Raw genomic sequence first — 20,256 nt, forward strand, 5'->3', positions numbered from 1 at the left:
GATAACGCTTTATGAAATATCTCCCTGCCGTTAAGGATTTTTATCAATGCGCATGTCCCTATTAAGTCTGGCCATTGCCAGCAGTTTGTTGCTGACGCAATGTACCGAAGCTCCAAAAACATCTGAAACACCACCGGCTGCCGCACTGCCAGCCGCAAAACCAGTGGCTGACGTTGCCGCCGCCAAAGCCTTGTATGAAAAGGCCACCCAGACGCTGTTTCAGGCGCGCGCCTTAAGTGCTTCCGCCTACGGCCTGACCGAGCAGCAGGTTGGCCAGAACTACAAAGCGCAGCTGGAATTATTCGACAGTAAAACTGAAGGCGATTTACGTCTGGCGCTGAGTAAAATTGCCGCAGAACTGGTGGCGATGCCATTGCCTACCGACGCGGTGGATGCAGATAACCAAAACGTGATGGCCAACATCATCGGTTATTACGCCGGTGATAGCCGTTTTGCTGGCGGTTATATCGACCCCTGGATGGGCCATTCAGCTTTTATCATTAACCAAATCAATGGGCCGACTATCGATATGCCGGGCTCGATGGTGAACTCACATCCAATCAATAACGAGCAGGATGCCAAGGATTATCTCGCTCGCTTAGCCCTATTCGGACCTGCACTGAAAAGCATTAGCGACAAATTTAATACCGATGTAAAAGCCGGTTGGATCCCGCCACGGGTGCTGCTAGATAAAGCGCAAAATATCCTGAAAAATTATGGTAATAGCAACGCGACTGAGCATCCGCTGTACCGCGACTTTGCAGCAAAACTCGACAAAGTTACCACCTTCACTGCCGAACAAAAACAACCCTTGCTGGAGCAAGCAGCTAAGCACATCAGCAGTGTCGTAGCGCCAGGTTATCAGCAGTTACTCGCTGATGTAGTCGCCACTCTACCGCATGCCCGCAGTGAAGCCGGGATTTGGGCGCAGCCAAACGGCAGCGATTTTTATGCCTATTCAGTGCGTCAGCTTGGTGATACTGATTTAACGCCGGATCAAATTCACCAGCTTGGTCTGGCTGAAGTGGCGCGGATCAGTAAAGAAATGGACAGCATCCTCAAAGCCAACGGCTACAGCGAAGGTTCGGTCGGCGATCGGATGACGGCTCTGGCGGAAGAACCACGCTTTTTATATGAAGATTCAGACCAAGGCCGAGCGACGTTGTTGGCGGATTTAAACCGCTATATCGCCGAAATGGACGTACGGATGCCGGAGCAATTCGCCTCCAAACCGCCTTATGCAGTAGAAGTCCGCCGCATTCCGGTAGAAGTGCAAGACAGCGCCGCAGGTGGTCAATACACCAGTCCAGCGATGGATGGCAGTAAACCAGGGATTTATTGGATCAATTTGGCTGATATGAAAGCCAACTCAAAATTCGATTTAAAAACACTCACTTATCATGAAGCCAACCCAGGCCATCATTGGCAAATTGCGTTGAATCTGGCACAGGATCAACTGCCATTGTTACGCCGCATCGCACCTTACAACGCTTATGCCGAAGGTTGGGGTTTGTATTCTGAACTGGTCGCTTATGAAATGGGCATGTACAAAGATGACCCATTTGGCAATTTAGGCCGGTTAAAAGCTGAACTGTTCCGTTCAGTGCGGTTGGTAGTCGACACCGGTATGCACGCCAAAAAATGGACCCGTGAGCAAGCGGTACAATATATGGCGCAAACCACCGGTACGGCCTCTTCTGATGTCATTTCGGAAATTGAACGTTATATGGCATGGCCTGGCCAAGCACTGGGTTACAAACTCGGCATGCTGAAAATTGTCGAGCTGCGCGAACTCGCGCGCACCGAACTGGGTGCGCAATTTGATATTCGCGCTTTCCATGATTTAGTGCTGTTATCGGGCGCCGTGCCAATGAAAGTGCTGGAGCAAAAAGTGCGAGATTGGATTATCTTGCAAAAGCAGCCGGTTCCAGCTTAAGTTAAGGACTCAATTTACTGAATTAAAAGAACAACTTAATTTGGTAATTTGCGTCAATAATCCACTGCTGCGGTAATTAGCCGCAGCGTTTATTCAACAAGGAAAATTCCCGATGACCGATCGCAATCAGGCCGAATGGCTGTTACAGCAACAAAGTTATGATCAGATGGAAAAACAAGCGCTGTGGCTGAAAGTGGTCGCCATAGTTCTGTGGTTATGGCTGGTGCAAACCGAAAGTAGCCTGGTGTTGCAACTGGGGTTAATTGGCGTGTTCTGGTTGCATGAAGCCATCTGGAAAACCCAACAAAGCCGCACCGCCGAGCGGTTGTTAGCGCTGGAACAGGCGTTGTCACAGGGCCAAGACATCGGTTGTCAGTGGCATCAAAGCTGGTTACAACAACGCGGTGGTGCTGTTAGTCTGGCACTGTCGTATTTGAAACACTGCTTTAAACCGACGGTTGCGATTACTTATCTGGTGCTGCTGGCGGCGACCTTCGCCCGCCATTTTAACTAAGTCCAGAGGGCGGCAGCTGTTCCATTGCTGCAAGCAGCGAAAATACAGCGAAAGTGCCGCCTGTTGTTCTGCTTATCTTGTTAGCTGCATCTACCGCAGCGCCCGAAATTTCCCACTAATGTCACCCCAGCGCCAATCACCATAAACTGCCGTCAACCTTCCCGCATAAGTTCCTAATTTAGTTAGTCTAAAAATTAAGCAATTTCTAATTTGATATTCCCAAATAGAATCAAGGATATATTGTATACATTATTCAATAGTCTAATATACCTTTGCCTTCGGGTAACATAAATGACATACAACAATAATCTTCGCAGGAACATGACATGCAAAAAAACACTAAAGCGCGGCAACTTAGTTCAAGCGCAACCCTCGCCCCTGGTTTATTGACGATGGCCGTCAGCCTTGCGCTGTTCAGTCCACAAATGTTGGCAGCAGACAACCGACAGCTGCAGCCGCCACAAACTCAGCAGCAAACCGGGCAGCTTGTACAACAACCCAAGCAACAAGCTTCTCAACAACAAACTTCATTATTACAAGCTACCAATCAACACCAGCGGCACCAAATTCCGCAGCAGCACCAATGGGTACCTAAATCAAAAACTCAACCGGCCGTGATCAATGCGCCGGTTGAGCCAAAACCAGAACATCTGCAGCAGCAAGTACAGGACGAAGAAAGTTATTTCCGCGCCCACAGTCACTCGCAGCAATTATTGGCCGAGCAAGCGCAAGCAGCCGACGAGTGCACGACAGCAGTGACCGGATATGGCAGCAAATCTGGTCAGGCGTTGGTTGACCATATTCTGGCGACGCCAAATCACTGTATTAACGATCTTTTTAATGGCGAGCCCAATTCCATTGCTGCCTTTAGTGCCAGCAAAATGACCTTTGTCGCCAACGCGACTGCCAGCCTTGCCAGCAGCTACAACGCCAGTGGCAGCGAAGTCACAATCGGTAAACTGTACTACTTCCTGCGCGCAGGTTTTTTTGTACAGTACTACAACGACACGCTGATCCCGGACTACCCGGCCGCTGTGAAAACAGCCGTACGGGCCGCGTTGGATAATCTGTTCAGCAACCCGGTGTTTTATCAGAATTCATCGCTGAATGGTCGCAACATCCAGGATGCCTTGACGCTGGTCGACAGCGCCGGTGAAAACAGCCGCTATTTGTATGTGGTCAAAGAATGGCTGCAACGCTGGAACACCAGCTACGCCGCCGACTGGGATATGCGTGGTGCGGTGAATCAGATTTTCACCATTTTGTTCCGCGGCCATCAGGACAACGCTTTTGTTGCAGCCACCGCCAACGATACGGTTCTGATTAACCGGCTCGGCAATTTCGCCCGTCAAAGCTGGATGATTGGCACAGAAGCATCATTTTTGCAGGAAAATGCCGCCGCTGAACTGGCGCGGTTTTTACAGTACCCTAATGCGGCCATATACAATGATGTGAAAACGCATGTCACGGCGATTTTGAGCCAATACAGTATGTCCGGCAACGGTTCAGCGGTGTGGCTACGGGTAGCCGCTGCGGTGGATTATTACGGCCAGTGCGCCACTTACAATATCTGTGGTTTTCAGGAACAGCTGGAACAACAGGTACTGTCTCAACAGCATGCCTGTAGTGGTTCGATGAAGTTTCGCGCCCAGGATATGACGAGCGCAGAGCTTACCGACTCCTGTAATGCGGTAACAGCGCAGGAAACATATTTCCACCAGTTTTTACGCACTAACCAGCAACCGGTGACTGCCGATCTCAACAGCAATCTGGAAATGGTGGTGTTTGATTCAAGTGCCGACTATGGCCAATACGCCGGATTATTTTTTGGCATCGATACTAATAATGGCGGCATGTATTTGGAAGGAAATCCGGCAACTGCGACCAATCAAGCGCGCTTTATTGCTTATGAAGCCGAATGGTTACGTCCGGAATTTCATGTCTGGAACCTGACGCACGAAATGGTGCATTACCTCGACGGCCGCTTTAACCTCGAGGGCGATTTTGGTGCGGCCAAAGTCGACACCCATAAGACCGTATGGTGGATTGAAGGTCTGGCCGAATATGTGTCAAAGAAAAACCGCAACGATACGGCTATCACCATAGCGCGCACCAAGCAGTTTAAGCTCAGTGAAATTCTCGCTAACAACTACAGCAGTGGCCAGGACAGAGTGTATCGCTGGGGTTATCTGGCGGTGCGGTTTATGTTTGAAACCCAGCCTGCCACGGTCACTAATTTGCTGACACATTTCCGCGACGGCGACTACGATGCCTATTTAAGCGCCATCAACGCCATCGGTACCAGTCTGGACAGTCAATGGTCGACCTGGCTTGGCAACGTGCAAAGCAACGACACTATCCCGCAAGTGACCATCGGCCAAACCGGCAATGGCGCGGCACTGGTGAATGGCCAGGCCAAAACCGGGCTTGGTGCCGCTCAGGGCAACTGGCTGCAGCATTATATTGATGTGCCGGCCAATCAGGCGAAACTGGTGGTGGCACAAAATGGTGGCAGCGGCGACTCCGATTTGTATCTGAATCATGGTTCGCAACCGACGTTACAAACCTATAGCTGTCGGCCTTATGTCGGTGGCAACAGCGAAACTTGCACCGTCAACAATCCGGCAGCTGGTCGCTGGTATGTCGGCAATTATGCTTATGCCAACTTTAGTAACCTCAGTCTGACGGCGACTTACACACCAAGGCCGCCACAACCGGATGCCTGCGCCAATCAAGCGCCGGTCGATTATATTTCGGTGCAGGCGGGACAAATGTATTGTGTGGTGGCAGGAAATGATGGCTACACCTATTTCTACTATTACAACAACGTCGCCAACGCCCGGTTAAAATTGAACCTGTACGGCCCGACCACCGGCAACGCTGATTTGTATTTCAGTGCGCTGAACTGGCCAACCAATAGCAGTTATCAGCAGCGCTCAGAAAACAGCGACAGCACTGAGCAGATCCTGACGAATCCGCTGCCGGTTGGCTGGAGTTATATCGGGGTGAAAGGCAATCCAACCAAAGGACAGACCACATTGGTGGTTAGTCTGCAGTAATTGTTAACATCGGGGTCAGAGTCAATTGTTAACAGAAATCTGTTAACAATTGACTCTGACCCCGAAATTTACATTTGGATAGAATTTAGAGTTAGAGGTCTTGCTTCACTTTGGTCACCAGTAACTGATCAATTTTGTAGTTGTCGATATCGACCACTTCAAATTTGTAACCCTGATGCAAGACAAAGTCGGTACGTTTGGGGATTTTACGCAGCATATACATCATAAAACCGGCGATGGTTTCGTAGTTCTCCTGGTCCGGAAATTGGTCTATCGACAATACCCGCATCACATCATCGAGCGGAGTCAAGCCTTCAACTAACCAGGAATCGTCATCGCGTTTAACGATTTGTTCTTCTTCCGAATTCACCAGTTCGCCCATCACAATGCTCATCACATCTTTAAGCGTGATCATGCCAACCACCAGCGCGTATTCATTTAAAATCACTGCAAAATCCACACCACTGGCTTTAAATTGCGCGAGTGCTTCATATAACGACAAGGTATCCGGAATGATTAATGGTGTGCGTAAAATGCCTTCTTTACTGAGCGAAATTGATTGCTCATGCAGCACCTGCATCAGAATATCGCGGGTATCAACATAACCGACCACCCGATCAAGCGCTTGATCACAAACGATAAATTTCGCGTGCGGGTGTTCGGCAATTTTCGCTTTGATGCTTTCCGGGGTTTCTTTCAGTACAAAATAGATCAGGCTTTCGCGTGGCGTCATTGCGGATGTCACGGTGCGCTGGTCCATATCAAAGACGTTTTCCAGCAGTTTATGTTCTTGTTGTTGCAACACGCCGGCTTCTGCGCCTTCGTCCATCATCGAAATAATGTCTTCCGGGGTGATTTGGTCTTTGCGCTGAATGGGCACATTAAAAACTTTAAACACCAGATTGGCGATGCTGTTAAACAGCCAGACCAGCGGTTTCAGCACAATTAACAATAACAAAATCGGTCGTACCACAGCCACCGCCACTTGCTCCGGCGCCAGCATCGCCAGGCGCTTTGGCATTAAATCAGCAAACAGAATAAATAAAGCGGTGACAAAAAATACCGACAAACCAAAGCCAAGCGACTGTAGCGCTGGGCCATCGTAGATGAATTGCAGCAATTCAACAAAGGTCGGCGTAAAAGCAGCTTCACCCAAAATGCCGCCCAAAATGGCGACAGCGTTCAGGCCAATCTGAATAATGGTAAAAAAACCACCGGGATGTTCTTGTAGCGCCAGCACTTGTTTGGCGCGGAGTTCGCCATCACTGAACAGCTGTCGTAACCGCTGTTTACGCGATGCAGCCAGCGCGATTTCTGACATTGAAAAAAATGCACTGACACTAATCAGCAGCACGATAATAAGGACATGTTCAAACAAAGACATTGGATCACTCACCAGGCATGGGCACCCGCAGTTACATTTAGCTGCGTATGGTGCCGTGGATTACTGAAACTTTTATGACAACGCCCGACAGTATAGGCTGTCGGGCGTTTTATTTCAGCTGCTTAGCGCAATTGATTCCGCAACTCAGTGCAAATGATCAAAGCTCAAATCGAGGCGGGGTTATTTCATAACACCAAATGTTTTGAAAAATAAACCTTCAGTTCATTAAAATATTTAGTGCGGTTCACTGGATCATAAAATCCATGAGTCTCGTCGTTAAATTCCAACCATTGGTAAGGTTTACCCGCTTTATCCAAGGCTTGTTGTAACCGTTCAGCATGAATATAAGGTGCCCGTTCATCTTTTTTGCCATGAGCTATCAACAGGTGTGCCTTGAGCTTACTCACATGATGAATCGGCGAATATTGCTGCAACTGCGCTTCGTCAGTCCCTACCGCTTCATCTAAGTACGCTTTACCATAGGACAAATACTGAATATCACCTTTGCCCGCCAGTAGTGATAAGTCGTAAACACCCGCCACTGCGACGCCACATTTAAACAGATCCGGTGCCAGCGTTGCCGACTGAACCGTCGAATACGCACCAAAGGAACCGCCCATAATGCACAGGTTTCCCGCTTTTGCTTTTCCTTGCGCTATCGCCCATTCAGTCCCAGCAATAATATCCCGCTGAATCGCATCGCCCCACTGCCGATGTCCCAGCTGCTGAAACTTGTAACCATAGCCGCCGGACCCCCGAAAATTCACCTGCAACACGTTATAACCGGATAAGGCTAAAAATTGTAGTTCAGTATCAAAACCCCAATAATCGCGAACACCATGCGGGCCGCCATGCACCAGCACTATGGTCGGTTTATGTTCAGATTGAACCGGACTTTGCGTCCAGTAGCCATGAATGTCCAACCCATCAAAGGATTTGAATTTCACCGGCTCTGTGGTCGCAAATTTCTTTCCGGCCAATTCGGGTCTGCTATCGGCGATTTTAGCTAACGTCACTTTTTCATGATCGTATAAATAAAAAATCGCGGCAGCTTTATCTGAGCTCACTTTCACCACCCACTTTTTGCCATCTCGGCTTTTACTGGTGATGGCCACGTCATCGCCAGGAAAAGTCTCCAGCAAATTACTGAACACTGTTGCTTCTTGTAGCTGGTCAGATAAAAAAACGAAAGATGGTTTACCGTCATCAAGTCGCACCGCGTAGACACTTTGGGTGTCTGCAGTCAGCAGAGTATTGGTGATGCTGACGGTGTCGTCGGTAAATACCGGCTTATAGCTGCCATCGGCAAAACGATATTCAAAGATGCCGGCAATATCTTGCTCGAAATTATCAAGGACATGTAGTCCCTGGTTGTCAGCAGTCACTGCTATTGGCGAAAAGTAATGGCCATAATTGCGAGCTGGTAGTTGTTGCCATTGATCAGTTTTTATATCTTTTAAATAAACCTGACGGTCGTATTTGTTGTCGATACCGGAAGCGATACGGGGTTCACCTTGCTGATCTGCCACCACATCTGCATAAGCAATCGGGGCACGCCCTTTAGATTTTAATTCGCCGTTGTACACATCCATCGCCACCAGATCTGGCAATCTGTCACCACCTTCACTGGACGGGGTTGCTTTGAGCAAAATCCGATCCGTTTCATTCGCCTGATTAAATACAAAATCTGCCCAGGCACTTTTACCTTCCCGTTGCTTTAGCCGGGTCCCAGTTTGTTTTTTGCCGGCCCGAAAACCAAATAACAATTCACCTTTGCTGCCGTCATAATTCACCCCATATAACTCACCGTAATACACAGGTTCACGTTGCCACGCCAGCGTTTCAGTGAGTTTAAACACGACTCGCTCATTATTGACCCAATGAAATTCACCAACTTGCATTGGCTTTTGCATCCGAAAAGAACCAACCATTTTCATCGAAGCCGCATCATAAAAGGCTAGTGACTGATGGCCTTCAACAAATACGCGAATTGCCAGATGGCGGCCATCTGGCGCTATTTTGACGTCGGTGATCGCAGGGTGTTTTGCCAACAACTCAATCATTGCAGTGTCGATCAATTGACTGCGGGCATAAGATATTGGGGTGTACAATGTGGCAGAACTACAAAGGATCGTGGCCACAGCCAGTTTAAAAACCAGTGATTGCATTGTGCATTTCCTTGTTGCGGCCAGGCGTCAACCAACAGGGGATATGGTGACAGCTCCGGAACCTGGAGCTAATAAAAACGTCCAGACCATATCATACAGTTTGCAACTAGTCACAAATAAAATTCAAATAAATTACAAATAATACCTTTTTACCCATTTCAATCCCAGTCACCGGCTATTGGCAAAACAACTGCCTTGCCTGCTGATACACCCAGAGCGCCAGTGCCGGGTCGTATCGCTCGCCTTCATCACGCATAAAAGCATGTTGGGCATTGAGTTCATGCCAACTGAAATTGCAACCGGACGCGCTGAGTTGTTGATAAATTTTCAAGCGGCCTTCAGCGGGAATATGCGGGTCTTGTTTGCCCCAAATCAGCATCAACTCGCCTTTGATGTCGCCAGCGCGTGCGAGCGTCTGATCACCCGGGGCTGCGGGTAACGTATCGCTGTGTAAATCGGTGGCATATAAACAACAGGCCGCAGTAAGCGCTGGGTTTAACGCTGCCCGAAACGCCAGATGGCCGCCAATACAGACGCCATAACTAGTGGTTTTGCCGTTAAATTCGGCCAACGTCTGTAAATAAGCGAGCATCGCCACGGTATCGCTATCATGGGAGGCTAAAGGTTTAGTCCACTTATCCTGGTTGCCTTTGTCTTTGCCGACATCGTCATACCCCAGCACAGTACCGGCCGGGTTTAATTCATGAAACACTTCCGGCACCAGCACGATAAACCCCTGCCCCGCTAACATCGCAGCAGCCCGGGAGATGGGTGCGGTAATTTGAAAAATCTCAGAGTAAAACAACACCGCACCGAAACTTTTGCCAGACGCTTGCGGTATGATTTGCAAACAACGCATTGGGCCAGTGGCAGTGCTCAAGGTGATGGTCGTGGTTTGAATTTGCATCTAGGGTTGTCCTGCAAGGCCATACACGATCTGTAAATCGGATGGCTAAACGTCTAAAAATTAAAATGCATCATACCGTATTTACAAACCAGGGCAAACTAACCTGTACCAGTAACCCTGGCGGTTGATTGCGCAGACTTAACCAGCCGCCGTGCGCTTCGGCCACATCGCGGCATAACGTCAGACCAATACCCGAGCCTTGGGTTTTGGTAGTGTAAAACGGCAATAAGGCATGCTCCAGTACTTCGGCCGACAATCCACCACCGGCATCCTGCAATTCAATGGTTAACAGCTGCGGCGATTCGCGTAAACACAGGCGGATCAGTGTGGGATCAGAACCAGATTCATGGGCGTTTTTCAGCACATTCAGCAACAACTGCATTATCTGCGCCTGATCCAGCAGCCAATTTAGGGTTGGTAACTCGCCATCCAGTTCAAATTCAAAATGGTCATGTAACTGGTTAATCAGCCGCGGCCAGTTAACCATGTCGCGCTGCGGCGGTGGTAACTTGGCAAACTGAATATAGGCCTGTAAAAACTGATTCAGATGCTGACTACGCTCACTGATGGTTGCCAGGATTTGTCGTAGTGGCTGCAATGTTGTTAAGTCGGTTGCCTGTTTTTCCAGCAATTGCTGCCCTGAATACGCCAGCGACGACAGCGGCGCCAAACTGTTGTTCAGTTCATGGCCAATTACCCGCAGTAGTTTTTTCCAGGCATTGAGTTCTTCCCGCTGAATTTCTGCGGTCATCGGTTTGAGTAAATACAAAAAATGCTGGCGTTGATTGAGCATAAACTGACTGGAAGACAGGTGCCAGATAGCGGCGCCCTGGCTACCGTTGAAGGCTGCATCACGCGTCTCCAGATGCAACAAGCCTTGCTGCGATTGCTGTAAATAACCACTAAAGGCATGCTGTAGCTCCGGCCACTGTGCCAGCACGTCGTCCAGCAGACGACCATCAAACTTCTGGCCATGCAAAAACAACTGTCGCGCCGCCGGGTTCGTCAGCAAAACCCGGTTATGTTCGTCAGTCAGCACTAAAGCACTGGGGCTCGATTGCAGCACCGTATCAAGCAGTAATTCGCGTTGGTATAAAGTTGCCCGTTGCCGGCTGAGTTCAGCCGACATCGTATCCAAAGCGTCGGCCAGCGGCGTTAACATCCGGATCTGTTGCCGATTGGCACGACTATTAAACGCCTGATCCTGCAGATTATCGGCATGCAAATTCAGCGCGGCGATTTCCTGCTGCAAACCATTGCTCACCCGCTGCAGCAATAAATGCAGTAACACCGCCAGCAGCAAAAACAATGCCCATAACAGATACAAAGTGCTGGTTTGCTGAGGTTTGGTAAGCAGCCACGGCAACAGCAAAGCCAACGCCAGTAACGGCATTAGTACCAATAGTTGCACCAAAGCGAGTTGACCGCTGAAACTAAATAACCGCAGCAGGCTGAAGCGCTGTCCGATGGACTGGCCGCTCGCTTGACTCAACAAAAAACTAAGGCGTGGCGATGCCATAAAACTCCATCCGCCGATATAATGCTTGCCGGCTAATCCCAAGCTGTTTGGCGGCACGGGCAATAATGCCACCATGTTGCGCCAATACCTGCTCAATCTCTACCCGGTCAAAATCATCGAGCATCCGTTTCGATTGCGGCTCTTCCAGCTGCAAGCCTAAATCAGTGGTTTCGATGACGCTGCCACTGGCCAGCAATACAGCGCGCTGACAGATATTCTGCAATTCCCGCACATTGCCAGGCCATTGATGCTGCAACAGCGCTTGTTCAGCTCCAGCAGACAAGGCTTTTTGGCCAGCTAAAAACAATCTGGCCAACGGCAGAATATCGTCCGGCCGTTGCTTGAGTTCAGGTAAATGCAGTTGCACCACATTCAGCCGGTAATACAAATCCTGCCGGAATTGCCCTGTTGCGATAGCTTTGGTTAAATCAGTATTGGTGGCGCTTAACACCCGCACATCGACTTTGCGCGTTAAGCTTGAGCCTAACCGCTCAAACTCGCCGGTTTGCAGCACCCGCAGCAATTTCATCTGGCCAGACAATGACAAATTACCAATTTCATCAAGGAAAATAGTGCCGCCATCGGCCGCTTCAAACCGGCCGATGCGGGTTTTACCCAGCCCGCTGTAAGCGCCGACATCGGCACCAAACAGTTCGGCTTCCATCAAATCGGTGGGTAAAGCGCCCATATTCACTTTGATCAGCGGCTTTTTGGCCCTGGCAGAGTTGGCGTGTAGTACCTGCGCTATGCCTTCTTTGCCAGTACCATTTTCACCGGTGATCAGCACCGCCGCATTGGACGGCGCCAGTTGCAATGCCATTTGCAACAATTGCTCCATCGCAGTACTGGCGAACACCAGGCCACACAAGTCTTTACCGACAAATTGCGCCAGCCGTTCTTGTTGCTTGCGCTCGGCTTGTTGTTGTTTGTCCTGTAACTGCTTTATTTTTAAAACATTCTGCACGGTAAGCAACAACCGTGCATCGTCCCAGGGTTTGGCGATATAGTCGCTGGCACCGGCTTTCACCAATTCCACCACCATATCGAGCTGGGTCCAGGCTGTCATTAATATCACCGGTATTGCCGGATATTGCTGGCGTAGTTGGTAAAACAAGGTTTTGCCTTGTAGCCCCTGCATTTCACCTTTGGCAAAATTCATATCCTGCAGCACTAAATCGATGTTCTGCTGCGCCAACAAAGACAGAGCAGCTGTCGGGTCGGTCGCAGTCCAGACCCGATAGCCCTGCATATGAAACAGCGTGAGCAAGGCGGTACAAACTGCCTCGTTGTCATCAATGACTAAAACAGTGGCCATGGGTTATCGGATCTTCCTATGTTGACGCTGATCTCAGAACCATTTTAATTCAATCATTACAGAGTCTTGGTAGCTGTCGCTGGCGATACCTTTGTTGCTATTCTGGCAGGATACCATGTGGCCACCGTGACACAAACCAGCAACACTGCACTACATAACAATGGTAACCACCAATTCAGTGCTTCAAGGCTTATGACACTGGCCAACAGCTTGTTTAGCGCCAGCGCACACAACACCCCAAGCACAGCGCCAACGGCGGTGGTCAGCCAGTTTTCACTGAGCAGCTCTAATAAAATCAGCTGCTTACTGGCACCAAGCGCCCGTTTAATGCCTATTTCCTGCTGCTGTTTTAAGGCATGGAAATGCGCATTACTGTAGCTGGAAACCATCGCCACTAACAACATTAGACCGCTTAAGATGCCGAGTAAGGTCGCGAGGCCAAACTCGTCGCTGTATAACTGTTGATGCTGCTCTTGCAGGGTACGGACATAAAAAACCTCAATATTGGCGTCGACTTGGCGCAGTAAATCCGGTAATTGCTGACGTACTTGTTCAGTACTGCCTTCACTGGTTTTGACCAATAACGCATAACCCCAATCCACGCCAAACAATGGTGCGACCTGAATCATATTGAAGGTTTCTTTAGTTGCCTCGCTTTGACCAAAAAAATCATCGACCACTGCGGCCACTGGCGCCCGATTGGTCTTCAAACCGATTGCCGAGCGTCCGGGAAACAATTTTTCGGCCAGACTGCGGGTCAACACCAACGGCGAAGGCGTTTTGATGTCTATAGCAATTGGCGTCACCGGCAATTGTCCTTCGACCAGATTTAAACCAAGTGCAGCAAAAAAGTCCGGCGACACCATATACTGTGGAATGGTTGGAATATTGGTGCGTTCTTCAGCATCGGCATCAAACAAATTGCCATTGTTGCCGCCATGCCGTACCGGTCCCTGATTGGCATAAGCCACGGCCTGCACGCCGGGCAAGGCACGGACCGCAGCCATTTGCCGTTCCAGCAAATCACCTAATAATGGATAAACCCGTAAATCCGGTGTGGTTGGTTTTAACTGTACCTGCAGCGTATGCGGCAAATTCAGCCCGGTCGGTTCATTTAGCTTGTCGCGCGTTTGACCTGCCAGCAACAAACTATTCACCAACAGTGCCAGTGTCATCGCCAGCTGAACCAGCAACAATACTGTGACCACTTTCCGCCGCAGCAACGATTTAATTAATAAATGCAATGACATAGTGTTATTCCTTTAATTGCTGGTTTAAGCCGCCAAATGATGCGCGCAGCGATGGATACAAAGTCACCAGATAACTCGTGGTGAATGTGACAACTAATAACAGCAATAATAACGTCAGATCCCAGCGCCCAAACAGGCTGTTCGCCGGCCACAGGAAATTCAGCAAAGTCACCCCGCCCCAGGCAATCAGCAAGCCACAGACACAGCAAAAAGTCGCCATTAACAGCACATCCGCCAGCATTTGTTGCTGCAGCTGACCACGACTGGCGCCAAGCGCGCGGCGCAGGCTGAATTCATATTGGTTACTGATATAGCGGTTGAGCGACAAATGGCTGGCATTAAACAAACAAACGCCTAAAAACAATAACGTCACTAAAGCAAATGCTTTGATATCGGCTGATTCACCGCCGAAGTAGCTGACGATATTGCGCATCGGCACCAGTTGATTGTTCGGTGCACTTGGGTGACGACCCGCTTTCTGTTCATCGGCCACTAAGTTGCTCATAAACTGGCGATAGGCCTGTTGTTGCGCTTCAGTATCCAGCTGCACCCAAAATTGCAGTTGGTTTAAAGCACCGGTCCGCCCTTGCGTCGACAGTTGGCGATAGTCGGTGTAATCATAAGTATGCGATTGCCGATTGGACATGTAGTTGAAATCGTAGCCAGTTTCCAACGGCATATACACCTGATCCGCTTCCGACAACTGGCCGCCGTTGTTGGCATCATAGAGCCTTGGCAACATTTGCCAGTCGTCCAGCACCGCTACCACGGTAAAATCGCGATCATCCAGCAGAATTTTTTCACCGACAACGTCACTGCGGCCAAACATTTTTTCGGCGGTTGGTTTAGATAAAATCAACTCAAGACGGGCTTTATCATCGGCCCAGATACTGCCGTGTAACAACGGTACTTCAAACATTTTGAAAAAATCCGGCTGGGTAATGCGGATACTGACCGGGGTTGGCGCTTGTTTAGTATCGAGCCGCAAATAACCATCGGCGCTATACATCCCGGCTTTGGCCGAGGGTATATCGGTCTGACTGAGTTTTTGCACATTGGTGTAACTCAATACTCTGGGAGGCTGACAGTCTCTGCACTCATTAGGCACCATCAGCGTCATCGGAAAAAATAACTTATCGCTTTTATGCGGCAGCGGATCGGAGTTCAGCTGGTAATAAAAAGTGGCATTAGCGAAAAACACGCCAAGCCCCAGACTTAAGATAAAAATGGTCAGCGCATAAGGCAGCGGTGCGCGTTTGATGCTGACCCAACTGACTTTGAGGTAATACAGAAATTGTTCCATGGTATTCCCCTTATGCCCGTTTCACAGCCAGTGGGTCGTACATCGCCGCATCGCTGAGTTGGCCATCGACAATCTGCACCTGGCGGCCAGCGCGACGTGCTTGATCCGGGTCGTGCGTGACCATCAAAATGGTGCAGCCGTCTTGGTTAATTTTTTCCAGCAGTTCCATCACCTGACGCGCCATCAATGAATCAAGGTTACCGGTTGGTTCATCCGCCAGCAAAATCCGTGGTTGACCAGCAATAGCGCGGGCAATCGCCACCCGTTGCTGCTGACCACCAGATAACTGCGACGGGTGATAATCGCGCCTTGCGGCTAACCCCACCAACTCCAAAGCCTGTTCAGCACGGCGTTTACGCTCACTGGCAGCAATACCCCGATACCGCAGCGGCAATTCGATATTGTCTTGCAGGCTGTAATCTTTAATCAGGTTAAAGCCCTGAAAAATAAAGCCAATTTTCTCATTGCGCAACTTGGACAAAGCGCTATCTGAAAGGCCTTTCACCGACTGGCCATCCAGCAAATAGTCCCCTTCATCAAAATGTTCCAGCGTTCCCAGCACATTCAGTAAGGTGGATTTACCCGAGCCAGAAGGCCCGGTTAAGGCAACAAATTCACCTTCGTTCACCTGCAACTCGATACTGCGCAGGGCATGGGTTTCAATCAGTTCGGTACGGAAAATTTTGCTTAAATTTTTTAATTGGATCATGAAGTTCTTCCTTTTCATGGTGGCGCTGCAGCTTCATTTGCCGACAACTGCGCGAAATTTATGTTTGCGGGCTTAACAGCCCACGAGTTAAAACAGTTAATTCAACCGCACTTGTGGCTGGTCTTTAAATTCGCTGAGATTTGAAATCACCAGTTGGTCGCCTTCGTTCACGCCAGCCAGCACTTCTACCCATTGCACCGATACAGCCCCTAATTCAACCGGCGTTTTGGTCGCCACGTTGTCGATCAGCCGATACGCCTGGCGCCCGCCGCCTGAGCTGATAAAATCGCCACGCGCCACTTTTAAGACATTGGTTTTTTGTTCGAAAATAATCCGGCCGGACAAACGTTGGTTCTGCCTTAAGCTTGCGGCATCCTGGCTTTGAAAACGCACGCGGGCGCTGACCTGACCTTCTTTCACTTCCGGCGCCACATGGCTGAGCGCGCCTTGCAGCAGTTGGCCATTCAGACTGACTTCTACCGCCAGACCGGTCGCCAATTCAGCAGCATAGTTTTCCGGCACGCTGAGTTCAGCTTCGTACTGACTTAAGTCAATGACGGTGAGCAAGCCCTGGCCTTCCAACACGTGGTTTTGCTGCTCAACTAGCCAGTTACCCACTTGCCCGGTCACCGGCGCTTTAATTTGCAGCGCTGCCAGTTTGCGGTTCAATTCCGCCACCACCAGTTGCTGGCGCTCCAACGCCTGTTGGCCGGATTTTTGCTCAAACGCCAGTTTATCCAGCGCCAACTGCACTTTACGTTTGGCATGGGCAAATTCCAGTTCAGCCTGGGTCATTTTGTCGTTGGCGATATCCAGATCGAGTTGGCGCAGTACACCCAGTTGCAACGATTGTTTGGCCCGGGCGAGTTCCCGTTTTGCTGCCAACAAATTAATTTGCGCGGTGTTTTGCACTTGTTCCATGTCTAACTGCTGTTCACGAGCCTGCAGAGTCGCTCGTTCAATATCGGACGTCATACTGGCAAGTAAGGCTTGTTGTTGTTTGACTTCGTTTTCCAGCGTCGGGCTGTCAATCACCGCCAATAAATCGCCCAAAGTCACCGGCTCTCCCGGTTGTTTTAATAATCGAATTTGTCCGGCTTGCTGGCTGAATAAGGTTGGTGCATTGGCGGCGACTACTTTGCCATGCACCGCTAAATCGCGGACAAAATCGCCACGACTGACGGTGCCAATTTGCACCTGCTGCCGTGGGATCACCAACGATGCCTGCGCGCCACCGGCAAACAGCCACTGCCAACTTAGCCACAGCGTCCCGGCGACAGCACCAACCAGCAGGATTTTCCGGACTGGGTTTTGTTTGGTGCTTGCTTTGATAGCGATATCTTGTTGTGCGGTACCTTGAATCATCTGCTGTTCCTTCTGACTTGATAGCCTGTTATTGCACAGGCCATGCCATCGCAGAAAATAATTTATCCTATTGTTTTATATGGATTTTATGACATAGCGACGCCATTGAAAACTGTCCGCGGACAGCCGGACTGTCCGCAACTGTGGAACGGACACTCAGTCACCTGGCACCAAAACCGGTAATAAACTGCGGAGACGAATAGCAGAAACGAATACCGGCCATGAACCCTGCAAAAATTGCAAGTCCACGAAAAATTCAGATGCGGATCGATCAAGCAGATTGGTTTGGTTTTCGCCTGTGGCAACGGTTGATTTTTAAGCAATGATTTTTAATGCAGAATTTACTAATAAAGAAATTTATAAAGTCTTTATCACAAAAATATGAAGTTTTTGACATTCCAAGGACTAAGTTTGGCGCCGCAGGATGCAAAAAACTAGCAGGGACTACTTCAATAATCCAAGGTAATTATAATAATCCAAGGTAACTATAATGAAAAATTCGACCAAACTTGCCATGCTTGGCGTCACCGCTGTCTTTACTTTAACTACCGCTTCAATGGCTGTTGCACAAGCAATCGCTGACCATGACTTCGATCAGGTTACACCGATAGATCTGAGTGATGACACCAAAACCCGTTATATCGTGAAGTATAAAAATGACAATTCGATGGCAGAGCTGGATGCCAGTTCATCGTCTATCGAAGCCGGTGTCGCAGATAACGTGGCATTTTCAACTCAAAAAGCCAACCGCTTGCTCCGTAAATACAATGTAGATGCGCTGATGCATCTGCAACAGGTGAACGCCAGCGTCGTGGAACTGACGCCAGCGCAACTGGCACAGTTCAAAAATGATCCTGCTGTCCAATATGTTGAAGTGGATCCAAAACGCTACATTCTGGATGTGCCTTCAATCAAAGCCCAAACCACGCCTTACGGTATTACCATGGTACAGGCCAACCTGGTCAGTGATGTCAATGCCACAAACACTAAAGTCTGTGTCATCGATACTGGTTACCATTTAAGCCATGCTGATCTGCCGAATACCGGCGTTAGTGGTTTTGCCTTCTCCGGGCACGGAACCTGGAACAGCGATGGTAACGGCCATGGTACCCACGTCGCCGGTACGATGGTGGCACTTAACAATGCCGACGGTGTCATCGGTGTACTGCCTTCGGCCAAAGCCGGTGTGCATATCGTGAAAATTTTCAATAACTCAGGCAACTGGACCACTGCATCCAATCTGATCCAGGCGATTCAATCCTGTAAAGATGCCGGCGCCAAAGTAGTGAATATGAGTCTGGGTGGTGGTAGCTCCAGCACCACCGAACAAACCGCCATGGCCAACTTCTACAATGGTGGCATGTTATTAGTCGCCGCTGCCGGTAACGCAGGCAATACCAGCCTGTCCTACCCTGCTTCTTATGATGCTGTGGTGTCCGTTGCAGCCGTAGATTCAAGCCGTAATCTCGCCAGTTTCTCACAGCGTAACGCGCAGGTTGAACTGGCAGGCCCTGGTGTGGCTGTCAACTCAACCTGGAACAACGGCGGTTACAACAGCATCAGCGGTACTTCAATGGCATCACCACACGTCGCAGCTGTTGCCGCACTGGTGTGGAGTAACCACCCACAATGTACCGCGCCACAAATTCGCAGCGCCTTAAACCGCACTGCGCAAGACCGTGGTACTGCTGGCCGCGACACTTCTTTTGGTTTTGGTATTGTGCAGGCGAAAGCGGCAGTCGACGATATCACCAACAACGGCTGTAGCGGCGGTGGCGGCACTACCCCTCCAGGTGGTGGCGCAACCTTCCCTAATCTTTCAGGCTCTGCAGGACAATGGTTACAAGGGTCTTACGCTATTCCGGCTGGCGTCACCAAAGTGACCTTTACAATTGCCGGCGGTACTGGTGATGCTGACTTGTATGTCCGCTTTGGTGCGGCACCGACCACCAGCACATATAACTGCCGGCCTTATCTGAACGGCAACAATGAAGTCTGCACTATCAATAATCCACAAGCCGGTAATTGGCATGTTGGGATCCGTGGTTATACCGCTTTTAGTGGTGTGACACTCAGCTACCAGTACTAATGACCCGTCATCCTTGAAGTAGCAGGGGTGTTGGCAGCCACACTGGCCCCAGTCACATAGGATGTCTATGCTGCTGGGGTCACATTCAGTTGCCGCCTACCAGCACTTTTAATGATTTTGCGGACAGCAAACCTGTTTGACAGCGGCTCCAGCTGGAGTCGCTGTTTTTTTGACCCACTTGGTATTGTTATTTTTTTTGCCACTGACCATCCCGCAAAATAAAGTGCCCGCTCTGAGTTTTGTCCAGTGCTTTCTGCCCAGCCATTACTTCGACATCGGCCAGCTGCAGACCATTGGCAGTCGCTAGTTTCTGGTATTCATTACGCCTTGCGTTATTGATCAATTGCACCACCGTTGCAGTGTCGGCACTGGCTTTAACGACCCCCAGATAACCATCCGGTTGCTCACCAACCAGTCCCTGAGCTTTGGCGGTAGGCAACGCCGTCATCGCTTGCTGTAAATCCATCGCCTGCAGCGGCTGACTCAATAACAGCAACATTGCAGTTAAACCGATTATTTTTCTCATGCTAGGCGCTCCTTAAAATAAGCCGCTGGATTCATCCAGCAGATGGTCGAGTTGTTTGTCCACTTTGATCAATATTTCGTGCTGAATTTTCACATTTAAATTGATATTAATCGGTTCACTGGGCATCGCGACCTGCACTGTGGGCGTGCAGGCGATGAGTGTACAAAGCCCGAAAACAATGGCAATGCTGCTGGTTGATTGCATAATTCCTC

15 protein-coding genes are annotated in these 20,256 nt (G+C 49.6%); 4 read left to right on the forward strand and 11 right to left on the reverse strand.

Going from position 1 to position 20,256, the window contains the following annotated elements; all coding sequences use genetic code 11:
• Positions 1–46 precede the first annotated feature (46 nt).
• From A5320_RS10070 to A5320_RS10080, 3 genes are all read left to right on the forward strand, one after another.
• Positions 47–1,936: a DUF885 domain-containing protein gene (locus tag A5320_RS10070; RefSeq protein WP_068063986.1), complete on the forward strand. Its 1,890-nt coding sequence runs from the start codon at positions 47–49 to the stop codon at positions 1,934–1,936.
• A 112-nt stretch (positions 1,937–2,048) separates the two neighbouring features.
• Entirely contained in the window at positions 2,049–2,450 is a 402-nt protein-coding gene (locus tag A5320_RS10075; protein ID WP_068063987.1) for a hypothetical protein, read from the forward strand.
• Between the two features lie 326 nt (positions 2,451–2,776).
• Positions 2,777–5,509 carry a M9 family metallopeptidase gene (locus A5320_RS10080; protein WP_068063989.1) on the forward strand — a complete coding sequence of 911 codons (2,733 nt, stop codon included), beginning with the start codon at positions 2,777–2,779 and terminating at the stop codon, positions 5,507–5,509.
• A gap of 91 nt (positions 5,510–5,600) precedes the next feature.
• On the opposite strand, the gene A5320_RS10085 is transcribed toward A5320_RS10080, so the two are convergent.
• The 9 genes from A5320_RS10085 to A5320_RS10125 all read right to left on the reverse strand — a co-directional run bounded on the left by A5320_RS10085 (position 5,601) and on the right by A5320_RS10125 (position 17,429).
• On the reverse strand, positions 5,601–6,893 hold the full coding sequence (locus tag A5320_RS10085; protein WP_068063991.1) for a hemolysin family protein: 1,293 nt from the start codon (positions 6,891–6,893) through the stop codon (positions 5,601–5,603).
• A gap of 185 nt (positions 6,894–7,078) precedes the next feature.
• Positions 7,079–9,061, reverse strand: coding sequence for an alpha/beta hydrolase family protein (locus tag A5320_RS10090; RefSeq protein WP_068063992.1), 1,983 nt, complete (start codon positions 9,059–9,061; stop codon positions 7,079–7,081).
• Positions 9,062–9,236: 175 nt separating this feature from the next.
• The gene (locus tag A5320_RS10095) at positions 9,237–9,968 is read right to left on the reverse strand and encodes a dienelactone hydrolase family protein (protein ID WP_068063993.1); all 732 of its coding nucleotides are present in this window, start codon (positions 9,966–9,968) and stop codon (positions 9,237–9,239) included.
• A 70-nt stretch (positions 9,969–10,038) separates the two neighbouring features.
• Positions 10,039–11,487, reverse strand: a complete 1,449-nt coding sequence (locus tag A5320_RS10100; protein WP_197490057.1) for a sensor histidine kinase — start codon at positions 11,485–11,487, stop codon at positions 10,039–10,041.
• Positions 11,468–12,802: a sigma-54-dependent transcriptional regulator gene (locus A5320_RS10105; protein WP_068063995.1), complete on the reverse strand. Its 1,335-nt coding sequence runs from the start codon at positions 12,800–12,802 to the stop codon at positions 11,468–11,470. Before A5320_RS10105 ends, A5320_RS10100 begins: the two co-directional genes overlap by 20 nt.
• A 56-nt stretch (positions 12,803–12,858) precedes the next feature.
• Entirely contained in the window at positions 12,859–14,052 is a 1,194-nt protein-coding gene (locus A5320_RS10110) for an FtsX-like permease family protein (RefSeq protein ID WP_068063999.1), read from the reverse strand.
• A gap of 4 nt (positions 14,053–14,056) precedes the next feature.
• A complete protein-coding gene (locus A5320_RS10115) occupies positions 14,057–15,355 on the reverse strand; it encodes an ABC transporter permease (RefSeq protein ID WP_068064002.1) in 1,299 nt (432 codons plus the stop codon).
• Between the two features lie 10 nt (positions 15,356–15,365).
• Positions 15,366–16,064, reverse strand: coding sequence for an ABC transporter ATP-binding protein (locus A5320_RS10120; protein ID WP_068064003.1), 699 nt, complete (start codon positions 16,062–16,064; stop codon positions 15,366–15,368).
• 96 nt (positions 16,065–16,160) lie between these two features.
• A complete protein-coding gene (locus A5320_RS10125; protein WP_068064005.1) occupies positions 16,161–17,429 on the reverse strand; it encodes an efflux RND transporter periplasmic adaptor subunit in 1,269 nt (422 codons plus the stop codon).
• A gap of 490 nt (positions 17,430–17,919) precedes the next feature.
• On the opposite strand from A5320_RS10125, the gene A5320_RS10130 reads away from it, so the two are divergent.
• Positions 17,920–19,518: a S8 family serine peptidase gene (locus tag A5320_RS10130; protein WP_068064007.1), complete on the forward strand. Its 1,599-nt coding sequence runs from the start codon at positions 17,920–17,922 to the stop codon at positions 19,516–19,518.
• A 187-nt stretch (positions 19,519–19,705) separates the two neighbouring features.
• Here the strand turns inward: A5320_RS10130 and A5320_RS10135 are convergent, their stop codons facing one another.
• Together A5320_RS10135 and A5320_RS10140 are read right to left on the reverse strand one after the other, a co-directional pair.
• A complete protein-coding gene (locus tag A5320_RS10135; protein WP_068064008.1) occupies positions 19,706–20,044 on the reverse strand; it encodes a YdbL family protein in 339 nt (112 codons plus the stop codon).
• Positions 20,045–20,056: 12 nt separating this feature from the next.
• Positions 20,057–20,248, reverse strand: coding sequence for a YnbE family lipoprotein (locus tag A5320_RS10140; RefSeq protein ID WP_068064010.1), 192 nt, complete (start codon positions 20,246–20,248; stop codon positions 20,057–20,059).
• Between the last annotated feature and the right edge of the window lie 8 nt (positions 20,249–20,256).

It is taken from the genome of Rheinheimera sp. SA_1, from assembly GCF_001669775.1.
Taxonomy (GTDB): domain Bacteria; phylum Pseudomonadota; class Gammaproteobacteria; order Enterobacterales; family Alteromonadaceae; genus Pararheinheimera.